This is a genomic window from Nocardioides sp. NPDC057577 (assembly GCF_042801335.1).
Taxonomy (GTDB): Bacteria; Actinomycetota; Actinomycetes; order Propionibacteriales; family Nocardioidaceae; genus Nocardioides.
In genome coordinates this window covers 46,066-60,620 of record NZ_JBHVGB010000001.1, presented here as the reverse complement: position 1 = coordinate 60,620, position 14,555 = coordinate 46,066, and the positions used below count along the sequence as shown (strand labels likewise).

Sequence of the window (14,555 nt, the reverse complement as noted above, 5' to 3'; positions counted from 1 at the left end):
AATGTCGGTATGTCCGGCCTCCCGATGACGACGCAGACTCTGCACACCTCCCAGCCCGCTCCTGAGCCCACCCCGCCGCAGGACGAGGACGTGGTCGCGGGCTGGACCGCCTTCGGCATCTTCATCGCGCTCTGCGTCGCCGTCGCGGTGATCGCCTGGAGCATGCTGCGTCAGTTCAAGAAGGTCGAGAAGGCCAAGGTCGAGGGCGTCTTCGGCGAGGAGGCCCAGGCCGAGGCGATCGCCCAGCAGGCCGCCAAGGACGAGATCAAGAAGCTGAAGCGTTAGCTTCCGCCCGCCGGCGACGCCGCACGAACCACCACCCGCCGGCGCCGACCAGCACGATCGTGCCGAGGGTGCCGCCGATCTGGAGGAGTGCGCTGAGTCCGGTCGCCGAGGCACGGGCCTCGCCGAGGGACCAGGTGTGCGACCGGGTGGTCCCTGCGTACGCCGCCTTCTGGCCGGTCGGCCCCGAGGCGAGGGTCTGGTACGCCGGATGCAGGTCGGTCATCATGTCGATCTCGATCTTCGTCGCCGAGGCCGGTGACGGGCAGTCGAAGATGACCGTGGTCCCGTCGCCGATCAGGTCCTGGCCGGCCTCGACCGACCCGTCGCAGCCCTCGATCCGGATGTGGTCGAGCACGTAGTCGGCGTAGGCCTCCGACGTCGCCAGCGCCGCCTCGTCGCCGGACTCGTAGAACACGGCACCGTCGAGGGTCATCCGGTCCTGCGGAAGCGCGCCGACGTGGACGGCGAGGTAGGCGATGTCGTCGGTGGCCCCGAAGTGCCAGGTGACCTGCGGCGAACGGGCGTCACCGGAGATCGTCGCGGTCTGGGGCGGTCCGAACGGATGAGCGTAGGCGGGTACGCCCGCGGTGGCCGCCAGCACGAAGCCGGCGACCACCGCGAGAGCCCGAGGAGACAGACGCACTAACGCTGCCTGACCGTCAGCGTGAGGTTCGTCGTGGCCGGTGCATGCGTGTCGTCACCCGGGTAGAGGACCTGCACCTGGTGACGGCCCGGCGGCGGCAGCACGTCGACCTCGCACTCGGCGACCCCGCGTCGGACGCGCGCCTCGCACAAGACGTCCTCACCGATGAGGAACTGCACCGTGCCGGTGGCGCTGCGCGGCGTGAGCGACGTACGCAACGTCAGGTCCCGTCCGAAGCGGACCGTGACGTCCTTCGCGGTGAGCTCGACCGGGGTCAGCTCGGGGACGTCGGCCTCCTCGACGACGACCGCGCGCGAGGCGACGGCCTGGTTGCCGTTGGAGTCGGTGACCGTGTAGGTCAGCGGGTAGGCGCCCGGCGTGTTCACATCGACGCTGCCGGAGACCTGGATGCTGCCGGTGAGATCGCCGTCGGTGTTGTCGGTCGCGCTGACCCCGTCCAGCGGGTCGAACTCCGCGCCCGCCTCGATCGTCGTCGAGGCCGGGACCTTCAGCACCGGCGGTGTCGCGTCGGTGCCGGCCGCGGTGGCCAGGAAGACGCCGCCGAACTGGTCGATCGAGCCGAGCGTCTGGATGTCACCGGCCTCGCCGGTGCGTGAGGTCGAGGTCCAGGCGTACACCTCGCCCTCGGTCAGCCCGGCCCACTCCACCGTCGCCGGCCAGCCCGAACGCGCGGTGTCGGTGCCGATCACGGTGTCGGTCGGGGTGACCACCGTCAGCGCATCGGTCGTGAAGGACGTACGCCTGGTGGAGAGGTCCACAGGCAACGTCAGGTTGTCCTCGGCGCCGTTGTAGCGGTGCCGGTCGTCGTACTCCGTCGCCCCGAAGTCGTCCAGGTGCGGGGAGTAGGTGTCGATCGACATCTCCGCGCGCTCGGTGTCGAACTGCAGCAGGCGGAGGTAGGAGGCGCCGAACTGGAGCAGGTCGGTCGACTTGTGGTCCACCGTCCCGTCGCCGTTGAGATCGATGTTGCCGGAGGCGTCGACGGAGTCGGGGAAGAGCTCCCCGGCGGTCACCTTGTAGAACTGGTAGTCGGCGAGCAGCTCCACGACGTTGTGCGAGACCGTGGCACCGATGCCGCGCTTGAGGTTCGTGCCGACCCCGTGCTCGTGGCCCGCGAGGACCAGGAACACGTTGGGGTTGGCCTCCACGACCTGGTCGAAGAGCCGGGACCCGTCGGTGGAGAAGCCGGCACCACGCCCGTCGGGAGCCGTGGACGGGGCCAGGTAGGCGTGGGTGCTCAGGATGCCGTTGCGGTCGGGGAAGCGCGCGAAGATCTCGCTGGCCCAGGCGGCCTCCTCCGCGGTGACACCGTAGGAGAGGCCGACCGCGACGAAGTCGAGCCCGCCGGCGGAGAAGAGCACGTAGTTGTTCTGGTTGTCGGTGCCCGGCTCGGTGACATTGCCGGAGCCGTCGGTCTCCTCGTCCCAGGCGTGGTAGGAGGCACCCTCGGGCCACGCCTGCGCGGCCTCGTAGTAGCGCGACGGGCTGAAGTAGCGGCTGAACCGCGACTGCGCCCCGGTCTCGTTGCCGCCCTGGTTGTCGTGGTTGCCCGCGACGACCTGGTTGACGACACCGGCCTCGTCGAGGGTCGCCTGCGCGTCCGAGGTGAACTCGAACTCACGGGTGACCTGCTCGTCGAGCCCCGGGTAGAGGAGCTTGCCGTCGGCGCCGGTGGCCAGCGGGTCCTTGGTGTCGTTCTCGGTCACGTCACCGGTGTGCGAGGTGAACGCGATCTTGCGCTGGTCGGCGTTGTCGCGGATCCACTCGGTCTCGGCGCGGTAGGCGCGCTGCCAGACCGCCTGCTCCTCGACCAGCTGCACGTCGGAGGGCTCCTCGATCCCGTTGAAGTTCTCGTACGTCCCGCCGGCAGCGCCCTCGGCGATGTACTGGGTGTCGGTGAAGTGGGCGAAGGAGAAGTCGTAGTCCTCGGGGTTCTCGAAGTGGTCCTTGTCGTCGGCAGCCGACTCGTCGCGCGGCGAGAGGTCGTCGGCGAACGGGTCGATTCCGGTCACCAGGACGTGCACGACGCCTTCGTCGACATGTGCCGCCAGCGCCCGGCCCTGCAAGGTGGTGTCGCCGTCGGCGATCCCACGGGCGGAGGCGAGCTCGTCCCAGCGGCTCTCAGCGGTGTTCCACACCCGCAGCGAGACCGAGCGGGCCGGGTCGGCGGTGCCGGTCCAGACCACCTGGCGACGTGAGTCGGAGGCCGGGACGGAGACGTCGTAGCGCTGGAACGGGATCAGCTTGCTCGAGGCGCTGTCGGTGGTCTTCCCGTCGGGCAGCTGGCGCCCCTCGATCGTCTCGGGAGAGGAGTAGTCGAACTCGAGCGCGCTCGGGAGCACCGGCACGACCCCCTGGAAGCCGCCGTCGGCGACCGCGGCGGAGGCCGCCTTGAAGGTGGTGGTCACGTCCGAGTCGTCGGGGCTGTTGGCGATCGCGGAGAGCGTCACCTTCCCCTTGCCCTGGCCGGTGTCGGTGCCGCCGCCGGTCGGGATGGCGTCGGAGGTGAACGTCGAGGTGTGCGCGACAGGCCGTCCGAAGACGTCCTTCGCGGCGATCTCGATGGTGTGCTCACCGCGAGTCAGTCCGGCGCCGATCTCCTGGCCGGGCCGAATCGGGTCGCCGTCGAGCGTGTAGGTCCAGCCGGAGGCGTTGCCCTGGTTGGTGATGTCGACGGCGAACTCGGTCGGCGTGGTGAGGTGCGTACCGGCCGCGGGGGTGGTGCCGTTGACGACCACCCCGGCGTCGCGTACGTCACCGAGCGCGGCCACGTTGAGGGCGTCGGCCTGGTCGGCGGTGAGCACGTCGGTGAAGATCCGGGCGTTGCGGACGGTGACCGGCGACCAGAACTGGTTGACCGAGTCGGCACCGACGTAGAACGAGTTGAGGGCGCTGCCGCCGGGACGGGTCAGCGGGGCGGGTGCGGCGATCGAGGCGGCGAGGGCGCCGTCGACGTAGAGCCGAGCGGTCGCGCCGTCCCAGGTGCCGACGGCGTGGTACCAGCGGCCGGTCTCGATCTCGACCTGGGCGTTGCGGTAGGCGCCGCCGGCGTGGACCGCGAAGGTCAGCTTGCCGCTGTAGACGACGATCGAGTAGCCGCCGCCCTCCTTCTCCGAACAGATCGAGTGCTCGGTCCCGTTGGGGAAGGTGCCGTTGTCCTTGAACGTGCACTCGATGGAGACCTGCTCGTCGATCTGGTCCCAGGTGGCGGAGCCCATCGCGTAGGCGTACGCGTCGTTGGCGCCGTCGAAGGAGGCGACCTTGGCGTCCAGCGCGGTGTCGTCGGAGATCACCGGCTCACCGACCGTGGTCACGGCGCGGCCGGTGTCGTCGGCTGGGGTGCCGTCGTCGAAGTCGACGTCGAGCACGTCCGCGGCCGGCACCGGGGGAGCGGTGTCGTAGGCGCCGGCCAGTGCCGCCGCCTCGGCATCGGTCACTGCGCGGGCGAAGAGGGAGGCACCGGCGAAGGAGGCAGGCGGAGCCGGCTGACCGATCCCGGTGGGAGCCGAGTCGGCGCCGACCACGAAGCGGCGCGAGGTCGCGGCCGGGGCCTGCAGCGCGCCGGTGGCGGCGGTCGACCCGGCCTTGGTGCCGTTGACGTAGAGGCTCAGCGTCTGGCCGTCCCAGACCGAGAGCACGTGATACCAGCGGTTGGCCGTGATCGGGGTCAGCACCGTCTTGTAGCCGCCGCCGATGTGGGCCATCGTGCCCAGGTTGGATCCGGTCACGTAGACCGAGTAGCCGCCCGCCTCCTTGTTGGAGCAGAGGTCCTTCTCGTTGGTGGTGGGCAGCGTGGTCTCGACCCGGAACACGCACTCGATGGTGAAGCCCTGCTGCAGGTCGGCCCACGGGTCGTGCTCGACGGAGACCGCGTCATCGGTGCCGTCGACGGTCATGATGCCGGTCGGCGCCTCGGCGAGGGTGTCGTCGGTGTCGTACGTCGGCGCACCCCAGGTGCGCGGCTCGAGCGACTGGGTGCGCTCATGTGGGGCGCCGCCCGCGAAGTCGATGTCGAGTACGTCGGGTGCCGGGGCGTCCACGGTCGCGAGTGCGGCTCGCGGAGCGCCGGTGACCGGTGCACCGACGGCGGTGTAGGTCGCCGCGCTGGCCGAGGTGATGGTGTCGCCGGGCAGGGCCGCGACGACCCCTCCGGCGAGAGCCAGACCGGCGACCGCGGCGATCAGCCGCGTCCGTCCGATTCTGGCGAGACTGGCGTTCGGTGCTGCGAACACGATGCTCCTTGTTTCCTGGGGCATGCTGCTATTGCCGAGTGGGGGTGCGGCATCGCCCGAGGTGCCGAACAGCCGGAGCACCCGTGCCCGGCCAGTCTGAAAGCATCCTGAGATCGGGTGAACGTGGCCGAGCGGCGCTGTCGACGCCCGTCTGTCCGGTGGGTAAACGATTGCCTCAGCCGTATCCGGCGATGAAACTCTGTGCCATCGTTTGCGCCTGACATGGACGACTTCTTTCTGGGCTTCTTCCTGGGTGACTGGTTCGGTGCGGCGGCGCTGGTCGAGCGGGTGCAGGGCTATCTGGAGCAGCCCGGCATCGCCGCGGCCGCCTTCGTGCTCGCCTTCGCCGCGGGCGCCGCGCACGCGATCGCGCCGGGCCACGGCAAGACCCTGGCGGCCGCCTACCTGATCGGTGCCGAGGGCCGGGTGCGTGACGCGGCCTGGCTCGGCGGCTCAGTGGCGGTGATGCACACGTTCTCGGTGCTGGTCATCGCGGTGGCGTGGGCGTTCTTCTCGCTCTCGGATCTCGTCCGCCTGGAGAACCTCACCGCCGGGCTGCAGATCGTCGCCGGGGTGCTGGTCGTCGGCACCGGGCTCTGGCTGCTGCGCCGCCACTGGCGCGCTGCTCGCTCCGAGACCGGACATGGTCACTCCCATGGTCACTCCCACGGCCACTCGCACGGCCACTCGGGCGAGCACGGTCAGGCAGGCGTACGCCGCCCTGGGATCGTCCTGCTCGGCATCTCCGGCGGCCTGACCCCGTCCCCCGGCGCCTTCCTGGTCCTGGTGACCGGCCTGTTCGCCGGCCGCTCGGCGTTCGCGCTGCTGCTGGTGATCACCTTCGGCCTGGGCATGGCAACGATCCTGTTCGGCGTCGGCCTGCTGGCCCTGGCGGGCAACAACCTCGTCGTCCGGGTCGCCGAGTCGAAGGCGTACCTCCAGGTCGCGGCGAAGGTGACCCCGATCCTGGCCGCGCTCGGCGTCACCGTCCTCGGCGCCGGCCTCGCCGTCGTGGGAGTCGGCTCACTCGGCTGACCGCGATCTCAGTGCTCAGAGCGTCGGGGCGATCGAGGGCAGCAGGTCCTGGAACGTACGCCCGTTGCCGATCTCGCCGAGCGCGGTCATCGCCCAGCCACCGTCGTGGCGGCTGACCTTCGCCATGATCTCCGCGGTGTGCGGCCCGGTCTGACTCAGGTCGAAGCGGGCGATCTCGGTGTGGGTGTTCTCGTCGACGAGACGGCAGAACGCGTTCTGGATCTGGGCGAAGCTCTGCCCGGTGAACGAGTTGATCGTGAACACGATCTGGGCGACCTCGGGAGGCACCCGGTCGAGGTGGAGGATGATCGACTCGTCGTCGCCCTCACCCGCGCCGGTGCGGTTGTCGCCGGTGTGGACGACGGCGCCGCCCTTCGACTTCAACTGCCGGAACCAGGCCTGGTCGACGTGGGAGCCGGCCGTGTCGTAGAGGATCGCGGAGGCGTCCATGTCGACGTCGGCCCCGCGGAACCCGCCGAAGAGGCCCTTTCTGACCGCGTCCCAACCGAGCGCGATCCGAACGTGCGTCATGCTGCTGCCGTCACTTGTGGTGAGCGAGACCGACTGTCCCTTGGCGAGCGAGACGGACAAGTGATCCTCCGATGGCTGGACCGACGAGCGGGCACAGCCACCTTAGTCAATCGTGACCGTCACCGGTCCCGTTCCACTCGCCTCGACCAGGATCCGGTTGTGCTCGGCCTCGCCGACGACCCGGCCGCCCTCGACGGCGATGTCCGGACCGTCGGGATAGTGGAGAGGGCTGACGAAGATCTCGGTCGGCTCCTCGAGGCCCGGGGACGGCTCGTAGGTGTAGCTGAACGCGCCGGTCTCCGGGTCGAAGGAGAGGTCCACGGGGGTGCCGGACGTCGCCTGCGGATAGGTCCGCACGAGCGTACGCAGCTTCTCCTCCTTGACCGTGGACAGGTCGCCGTCGTCCTCGAACATTCCCTGTCGGCCGTCGGCGGTGGTCGGGTCGTCCCAGTGCTTGTAGGCCCAGTGCATCCAGGAGGCGAAATGGTCGTCGGCGGAGGCGGTGTCGATGGCCAGCAGCTCGGTGTTGTCGGTGGCACCGAACTCCGACATCAGGTTGGTCGCGCCCATCGTCCTGGCCTGCTCGAGCGCTGCCTCGTGGTGATCATCGTCATAGCTCTTGCAGCCGTCCACACCGAGCGGGATGCCCTGGGAGTCGAGGAAGCCAAGGGGGCAGTAGCTGTGCCAGGAGAAGCCGACCTGGTCGTCGTTGGCCGGACCGAAGCTCGAGTTGGGCACCTGGCTGGCGAGCAGCTGCGCCTCGTACCAGACGATGCCCTCCGGGTCGGACCTCCGGATCTCGGCGGTCGCCTTCTCGTACGCCGGCTGGAACTCGTTCGCGTACGAGCTCGCGCACCCGGTGATCGGGCAGGAGAGCCACTCCTTGCCGGCCCACGGCTCGTTGATGAGGTCGTATCCCATCGAGTAGGGCTGGTCGGCCCAACGTTGCGCGACGGCGCCCCAGGCGGCGGCCCAGCCGTCCTGGACCCCGGACTTGTTGGCCCAGAAGTTGTCGTAGACGGTGGCCAGCTCGGGGGTGATGTACGTCGCCGGGAAGGACAGCTTGATCGGCGGGTGCAGGTTGTAGGGCGCCGGCCGCTTGGCCGCCCAGTTGGGCACGCCCTCGCCGCCGTAGGTCTCGTGCCACATGTCCTGGTGGAAGTCGAACTGCATCCAGATGCCCTCGTCGGCGAGCAGGTCGATGACCCGCTGCCAGTCGTCGAGGTAGTCCTCGTCGACCTCTCCGGGGGCGTCCGGGGTGACCCCGGCCCACAGCGTGCCGATCCGGGCGCCGTTGAACCCGTACTCGGCCAGCCACTCGGCATCCTCGGCGGTGAATCCGCTGGCGGAGTCGGACGGGACGTACGGGGCGTGCTTCCAGACCAGGTTCTGCCCGTGCACCAGCACGATCCGGCCGTGCTGGTCGACCAGCCAGCGTCCCTCGCGGGACAGGCGTGGCGTCTCCTTCGTTGGATCAGCCTCCGCCGGGTCTGCGCCGGCCGGCCCGACCGGGCTCAGCAGCGAGGTCCCGAACGCGAGCACAGCCACCGCGGCGGCAACGATGGCGAAGCTTCCCGAGCGACGTGACATGTGCGGAACCTAGTGCTCCATGTCACGTCCGGCAAGAACGTGTTCTCATTCTGGACGTCAGGCCCGCCGCGACGGGCCTCCGCAGTGGACATGGGGCCCCAGGTGCGGTTGAGTCAGAAGAGGAGCATTGGGGGAGAATGTCACCTGTGAGAGACGAAGCGAGCGGCTGGTCGGGCACCTGGGTGGCCGAGCGTCTGGGCGTGCGACTGCGGACGACCGAAGCGCCGAGCGGGATGATGCTCACCGATCTGGTCGGTCTGGCGGTGCGACGCAACCCCCGCCGGGCGCAGCTCCTCGTCTCCTCCGTCCTCGGCAAGCACATTCCGACCGACCCGCGTCTGGTGACCGATGCCGGGCTGCGCCTGGGGGCCAAGGCGCGTGCCGTGGCCACCGGTGACGCGGTGGTCCTCGGCTACGCCGAGACCGCGACCGCGCTCGGCCATCTCGTCGCCGACGCCCTCGGGGCGCCCTACCTGCACTCCACCCGCCGCGTCGTCGACGGCATCGAGTCCGTCGCCGACTTCTACGAGGAGCACTCGCACGCGACCGCCCACAGGCTGCTCCCCGCCGACCCCGCCTTCCTCGCCCGCGGCGACACCCTGGTGCTGGTCGACGACGAGGTCATCACCGGCAAGACCGTCGTCAACACCATCCGGGCGCTTCACAAGAAGTTCCCGCACAAGCACTACGTCGTGGCCGCGCTCGTCGACCTGCGCTCGGAGGACGATCGCGGCCGGATGGAGCGCTCGATCAAGCGGCTGCGCGCTACCTTGCACGTGGTCTCCCTCGCGAGCGGCGAGATCGAGCTGCCCGAGGACCTCGCCGACAACGGCAACCGGCTCATCGACACCGTCGAGAACCTCCGTCAGCTGGCCGGCGTCGAGACGAGCCGGCGTCCGCGCGGCGAGGTCGTCCAGGTCGTCGCGACCTGGCCACGCGCCGTCCCGGAGGGCGGCCGCCACGGCTTCACGACCAGCGCCTCCGGCTCCTACGAGTCGGCCGTCACGGTGACCGCCGCCGCCGTCGCCGGCCGCATCCCCGACGGCCCGGTGCACGTCCTCGGCACCGAGGAGCTGATGTACGCACCGCTGCGGATCGCCTCCGCGCTGGCGGACCGCCGCGCGGCCGAGGGCCGCCGCCACGAGATCACCTACTCGACGACCACCCGCTCGCCGGTGCTCGACGTCGACGACCCGGGCTACGCGATCCGCACCGCGATCACCTTCCCGTCCCACGACGACCCGGCCGACGGCGACGGGCCGCGCTTCGCCTACAACCTGCACGAGGGTGCCTTCGAGACGATCGTGCTGGTGGTCGACGAGCCGGCCGACACCCCCGCGCTGCACGAGGAGGGCGGCCTGGTCGACCAGCTCGCCCGGCTCGCGCCGAGGGTCGTGGTCGTGACCATCCCGGCGTACGCCCCGGAGCCGCGCCACGACCAGCCGGCCCGGCAGCTGCCTGCCCCGCTCCACGGGCCGGCCTTCGGCTCCTACGACCGCGACGACGTCGCCTGGCTGCTCAAGGACCTGTCCGCGGACGCGGCCGAGGCAGACGCCGAGGAGCAGGCGGAGGCACGCCGGGAGCTCTTCGACGCGGCCCTGACCGCATCGGCCCAGCGGGTCGCGTACGCCATCGGCCTGGTCACCGAGCAGGTGCTGGCCCGGCGCGGACAGGACGCAGTGCTGGTCTCCCTGGTGCGTGCCGGCATCCCGATCGGGGTGCTGATGCGGCGCTGGGCGCAGCGTGTGCACGGGCTCGACCTGCCCCACTACGCGATCTCGATGATCCGCGGGCGCGGCATCGACCAGACCGCGCTCGCCTACCTCGCCGCGCACCACGACCCCGCCCGGGTGATGTTCGTGGACGGCTGGACCGGCACGGGTGCGATCGCCCGGGAGCTGGCGGCCTCGGTCGAGAAGGCCAACTCGACGCTCGATGCCCATCTGGCCTCGCCGTTCTCCCCGGAGCTCGCGGTCCTCGCCGAACCGGGCCGGAGTGTGGCGGTCTACGGCACCCGCGAGGACTACCTCATCCCGTCGGCATCCCTCGGCTCGACCGTCTCCGGCCTCGTCTCGCGTCCCGTCATCGACGACGACCGGGTCGGTCCCAACGACTTCCACGGTGCGGTGTTCCACGCCGACCTGGCTCCGGCCGACGTGTCCAAGAAGTTCATCGACACCGTCGCGGCCCGCTTCCCGATCGTGCGGACGAAGGTGATGCTCGACCTCGGTGCCCACCTCGGCGGCGACCACACGCCCACCTGGGTGGGCTGGGAGGCGGTCGAGGAGGTCGCGGAGAAGTTCGCGGACGGCGACGTCAGCCTGGTCCAGGCCGGTGTCGACCAGACCATCCGGCTGCTGCTGCACGGTGAGCCGGCGAAGATCCTGGTCGACCCGGCCCACGACGCCGACCTGGGCCACGTCAAGAAGCTCGCCGAGGCGCGCGAGGTGCCGATGGAGCGGATCTCCGGCCTGCCCTACTCCTGCATCGGCCTCGTACGTCCCTGATGCCGGTGCGCTCGCCCCAGGATCTGGTCGTCGTCGGGAGCATCAACGTCGACCTGACGGCGCTCGTCGAGCGGCTCCCCGGCGCCGGGGAGACCGTGGGAGGCGGCCGGCTGCGCCGAGACGTCGGCGGCAAGGGTGCCAACCAGGCCGTCGCCGCGAGCCGGCTGGGGGCGCGGGTGCGGATGATCGGCGCGGTCGGCTCCGATGCCGACGGTGCCTGGGCGGTCGAGACGATCCGGGCCGCCGGCGTCGATGTGGGGGCCGTCGGGACGGTCGATCCGCCGACAGGCACGGCCCTGATCGCCGTCGATGAGGCGGGGGAGAACCAGATCGTGGTGTGCGCCGGCGCCAACGCGTCGGTCGGCGCCGACGGGATCTCGGTCGGGGCGGACGAGGCCGTGCTGATGCAGCTCGAGCTGTCCCTGGAGGTCGTCCGGGCCGTCGCCGCACGGGCTCCGGGCTTCGTCGCGCTCAACGCGGCCCCGGCACAGCCCCTCCCGCAGGACCTCGTCGAGCGGGTCGACCTGTTCATCGTCAACGAGACCGAGTACGCCGCGATGCCCGAGCTCCGCGCGGCCCGGCGGGTCGCGGTGACCTATGGCGCCGCCGGTGCCGCGATGGTCGTCGAGGGTGTCGAGACCGTCCGGGTGCCGGCCGTGCCCGCGACTGTGGTCAGCACCGTCGGCGCCGGCGACGCCTTCGCCGCGGCGCTCACCCTCGCGATCCTGGCCGGGGCCCCGGACGATGCGGCGCTGCATACGGCCTGCGCGGTGGGCGCCGCGGCGGTCGGCCACCCTTCCGCCCAGCCACCGCTGGGCCGCATGGAGACCTACGCGGCGGGGGCGGGCGGATGTTCACCGAGGTAACTCGGTGAACGCGCACCGACTTCGCGGAACTCCACGCGGGCAGTCGCTGCTGACCGAGTTACCTCGGTGAGCATCCAGCCGTTCAGCCCAGCACCTTCCGGAAGAAGTGGGTGGCGTGGGGGTTGTCGTTGTAGCGGTCGATGCGTTCGTAGCCGGCCCGCTCGTACATCCCGATCGCCTCGCTGAGGACGTCGCGGGTGTCGAGGCGTACGACCCGGTGGCCCAGCCGCAGCGCCTCGGCCTCGAGGTGGCGAAGCAAGCGTGAGCCGAGACCCGCGCCGCGCCAGGCAGGATCGACCCACATGCGCTTGATCTCGCCGGTGCCTTCGAACTCGCGGACCGCACCGGAGGCGACCGGGGCGCCGTCGCTGGCGGCCACGAAGAAGGTGCCGTGGGGCGCGCGCAGGGAGGGGTCGTCGCCGAAGCCCTCGTCGCCGACGGTGAAGCCGAAGCGGTCGCCGATCTCGGCGAAGTAGTGACCCATCGCCTCCTGCGCCATCGGGTCGCGCGGGTCGACCTGCTCGATGGTGATCGCGGCGGCGCGTACCAGCAGGTCGGCGGTCGCCAGGGCCTCGTTGAGACGGTCGCGCTGCCGCGGCGTGAGCGGGTCGAGCAGGGAGTGCGCGCGCTCCTCCGACCGACGCTCGAGGTCGTCCCACTGCTTGACGCCGTCCTCGGTGAGTTCCACCAGGCGACGCCGGCCGTCGGCCGGATCGGGCTTCACCGTGACGTACCCCTTGGTCTCCAGGGTCCGGAGCATCCGGCTGACGTAGCCGGAGTCGAGGCCGCCGAGGCGGATCCTCAGTTCTTGGACGTTGCCCGCGCCGAGACCGATCTCGTAGAGGATGCGGGCGGTGCCGTAGGGGAGTCCGCTGCCGAGGAAGGAGTCCTCGAGGGCTCCCACGCGACGGACGTAGCTCATGTTGAACTTGCGCATCACCGAGGTGTCCACTGTCATATATCTGACTTTAGTCAGGTATCTCCGGGAATCCAAGGCGAATTATCCGTTGTTCTGCGCGCGCAGAGCATCGAGAGTGGGTGTGGCAGAAGCCGAACTGAGAAAGGCATCCATGACATCCGAACAGACGGACCGCATCACCGAACATCCGGTGCCGGGCCGTGGTCCGTACGCCATCGCCGCCGGCCCCGACGACGCGCTCTGGTTCACCCTGGAGGCCAGCGGCGAGATCGGCCGCCTCGTCCCGGGGGAGCGTCCGGCCACCTTCTCGCTGACGGCAGACTCCGGTCCGACGATCATCGCTCCCGGGCCGGACGGCGCGCTGTGGTTCACCGAGTACCGCGCCCACGCGATCGGCCGGATCTCGGTCGACGGCGCCGTGACCGAGCACGCGCTGAGAGAGTGCGGGCCCTTCGGGATCGCCGCTGGTCCGGACGGGGCGCTGTGGTTCACCGGGACGACGACCGACTCCATCGGCCGCATCACCACCGGCGGCACCGTCACCGAGTTCGCGCTCCCGGTCGAGGAGGCGTTCCCGTCGGCGATCGTGGCCGGGCCTGACGAGGCGATGTGGTTCACGATGAACCGGGCCAACGCGATCGGCCGCATCGACCTGCGTGGCGAGGTCACCGTGCACGAGCTCCCCACTCCCGACGCGGCACCGGTCGGCATCACCCTCGGGCCGGACGGCGCGCTGTGGTTCGTCGAGATCGCGGCCGGCCAGATCGGCCGGATCACTGTCGACGGAGAGATCGACGAGCACCCACTGGCCGACCGCGGCGCACGTCCGCATGCGATCACGGCCGGCCCCGACGGAGCCCTGTGGTTCTCCGAATGGGGCGCCAACCGGATCGGCACGATCACCACGGCAGGCACGCTCGGCGAGCCGGTGGCGCTGTCCACTCCGAACGCCGAGCCGCACGGCCTCACCTTCGGGCCGGACGGGGCCCTCTGGGTCGCGCTCGAGCACGGCGCGCTGGCCCGCCTGTCGGTGCGGAAATGACGAACGGCCCGTCCTGTCGGACGGGCCGTTCTGATGGGGTGAGCGACGGGGCTTGAACCCGCGACCCTCGCGACCACAACGCGATGCTCTACCAGCTGAGCTACGCCCACCATCGGCTCGGACAGCGCATGTCCGAGCCAGCAAGAATCATAGGGGAATCAGGTCTGATCTGTGGAATCGGCGTCGCCCAGACCGGTGATCGAGGCACCGTGCCGGGCGGCGATCTCCTTGGCCGTGTCCGAGTCGGGGCCGGGCATCGGCACGAAGACCGCCTCGCGGTAGTAGCGAAGCTCCTCGATCGACTCCTGGATGTCGGCCAGGGCGCGGTGGTTGCCGCGCTTGGGGGGAGCCGAGAAGTAGGTGCGCGGGAACCAGCGGCGCGAGAGCTCCTTGATCGAGGAGACGTCGACGTTGCGGTAGTGCAGGAACCCCTCCAGCTCGGGCATGTCCCGGGCCAGGAAGTTGCGGTCGGTGGCCACTGTGTTGCCGCCCAGCGGTGGCCGAGAGTCCTTGCCGCAGTGCTCCCAGACGTACGCCAGGACCTGCTCCTCCGCCTCCCGCATCGGCACACCGTTCTCGAGCTCGACCAGCAGCCCGGACTTGGTGTGCATGTCGCGCACGAAGTCGTCCATCTGCTCCAGCGCCTCTGCAGGGGGCTTGATGATGATGTCGACCCCGTCGCCGAGCACGTTGAGATCGAAGTCGGTGACGAGGGCCGCCACCTCGATCAGCGCGTCGTTCTCGAGGGACAACCCGGTCATCTCGCAGTCGATCCAGACCAGACGTTCGTTCAGTGAAGCCACGCAGAGCACCATAACGCCGCTGGTCAACGGCTTTGCGGGGGGATAGGCGACGATGTGATAACGGTTCCCATGGCGTGGTTT

Annotated in this window: 11 protein-coding genes and 1 tRNA gene; 5 read left to right on the top strand and 7 right to left on the bottom strand. The window is 70.3% G+C overall.

Features of this window, described 5'->3' with window-relative positions; translation table 11 throughout:
• Positions 1-9: 9 nt before the first annotated feature.
• Complete coding sequence (locus tag ACFU7D_RS00285; protein ID WP_091050473.1) at positions 10-285, top strand: hypothetical protein; 276 nt, start codon at positions 10-12, stop codon at positions 283-285.
• Here the strand turns inward: ACFU7D_RS00285 and ACFU7D_RS00280 are convergent.
• Both ACFU7D_RS00280 and ACFU7D_RS00275 read right to left on the bottom strand, forming a co-directional pair.
• Positions 266-928, bottom strand: coding sequence for a hypothetical protein (locus tag ACFU7D_RS00280; RefSeq protein WP_378861762.1), 663 nt, complete (start codon positions 926-928; stop codon positions 266-268). The two genes, ACFU7D_RS00285 and ACFU7D_RS00280, sit on opposite strands and share 20 nt — an antisense overlap.
• Positions 928-5,181, bottom strand: a complete 4,254-nt coding sequence (locus tag ACFU7D_RS00275; RefSeq protein WP_378861759.1) for a LamG-like jellyroll fold domain-containing protein — start codon at positions 5,179-5,181, stop codon at positions 928-930. The genes ACFU7D_RS00280 and ACFU7D_RS00275 overlap by 1 nt, the downstream gene beginning before the upstream one ends.
• 222 nt (positions 5,182-5,403) lie before the next feature.
• Here ACFU7D_RS00275 and ACFU7D_RS00270 point away from each other — a divergent pair, with 222 nt between their 5' ends.
• Complete coding sequence (locus ACFU7D_RS00270; protein ID WP_378861756.1) at positions 5,404-6,216, top strand: cobalt transporter; 813 nt, start codon at positions 5,404-5,406, stop codon at positions 6,214-6,216.
• 15 nt (positions 6,217-6,231) lie between these two features.
• Here ACFU7D_RS00270 and ACFU7D_RS00265 read toward each other — a convergent pair whose 3' ends face one another.
• Together ACFU7D_RS00265 and ACFU7D_RS00260 are read right to left on the bottom strand one after the other, a co-directional pair.
• Positions 6,232-6,807, bottom strand: a complete 576-nt coding sequence (locus ACFU7D_RS00265) for a TerD family protein (RefSeq protein WP_378861753.1) — start codon at positions 6,805-6,807, stop codon at positions 6,232-6,234.
• Between the two features lie 42 nt (positions 6,808-6,849).
• On the bottom strand, positions 6,850-8,337 hold the full coding sequence (locus tag ACFU7D_RS00260) for a cellulase family glycosylhydrolase (RefSeq protein WP_378861750.1): 1,488 nt from the start codon (positions 8,335-8,337) through the stop codon (positions 6,850-6,852).
• Positions 8,338-8,483: 146 nt separating this feature from the next.
• Here ACFU7D_RS00260 and ACFU7D_RS00255 point away from each other — a divergent pair, with 146 nt between their 5' ends.
• Positions 8,484-10,844, top strand: coding sequence for a phosphoribosyltransferase domain-containing protein (locus tag ACFU7D_RS00255; RefSeq protein ID WP_378861747.1), 2,361 nt, complete (start codon positions 8,484-8,486; stop codon positions 10,842-10,844).
• Between the two features lie 5 nt (positions 10,845-10,849).
• Positions 10,850-11,710: a ribokinase gene (locus tag ACFU7D_RS00250; RefSeq protein ID WP_378861742.1), complete on the top strand. Its 861-nt coding sequence runs from the start codon at positions 10,850-10,852 to the stop codon at positions 11,708-11,710.
• 82 nt (positions 11,711-11,792) lie between these two features.
• On the opposite strand, the gene ACFU7D_RS00245 is transcribed toward ACFU7D_RS00250, so the two are convergent.
• Positions 11,793-12,668 (bottom strand): GNAT family N-acetyltransferase, encoded by an 876-nt coding sequence (locus tag ACFU7D_RS00245; RefSeq protein ID WP_378861739.1) that lies wholly within the window; start codon positions 12,666-12,668, stop codon positions 11,793-11,795.
• A gap of 112 nt (positions 12,669-12,780) precedes the next feature.
• On the opposite strand from ACFU7D_RS00245, the gene ACFU7D_RS00240 reads away from it, so the two are divergent.
• The gene (locus ACFU7D_RS00240; RefSeq protein ID WP_378861736.1) at positions 12,781-13,671 is read left to right on the top strand and encodes a virginiamycin B lyase; all 891 of its coding nucleotides are present in this window, start codon (positions 12,781-12,783) and stop codon (positions 13,669-13,671) included.
• 34 nt (positions 13,672-13,705) lie between these two features.
• Here ACFU7D_RS00240 and ACFU7D_RS00235 read toward each other — a convergent pair.
• Positions 13,706-13,781: transfer RNA gene (locus tag ACFU7D_RS00235), tRNA-His, on the bottom strand.
• Between the two features lie 48 nt (positions 13,782-13,829).
• Positions 13,830-14,486, bottom strand: coding sequence for an oligoribonuclease (orn, locus tag ACFU7D_RS00230; protein WP_378861831.1), 657 nt, complete (start codon positions 14,484-14,486; stop codon positions 13,830-13,832).
• Between the last annotated feature and the right edge of the window lie 69 nt (positions 14,487-14,555).

Coding starts and splice junctions, on each gene's coding strand:
- ACFU7D_RS00285 (WP_091050473.1), top strand. CDS start 10: ATGTCCGGCCTCCCGATGACGACGCAGACTCTGCACACCTCCCAGCCC.
- ACFU7D_RS00270 (WP_378861756.1), top strand. CDS start 5,404: ATGGACGACTTCTTTCTGGGCTTCTTCCTGGGTGACTGGTTCGGTGCG.
- ACFU7D_RS00260 (WP_378861750.1), bottom strand. CDS start 8,337: ATGTCACGTCGCTCGGGAAGCTTCGCCATCGTTGCCGCCGCGGTGGCT.
- ACFU7D_RS00245 (WP_378861739.1), bottom strand. CDS start 12,668: ATGACAGTGGACACCTCGGTGATGCGCAAGTTCAACATGAGCTACGTC.
- ACFU7D_RS00240 (WP_378861736.1), top strand. CDS start 12,781: ATGACATCCGAACAGACGGACCGCATCACCGAACATCCGGTGCCGGGC.
- orn (WP_378861831.1), bottom strand. CDS start 14,486: ATGGTGCTCTGCGTGGCTTCACTGAACGAACGTCTGGTCTGGATCGAC.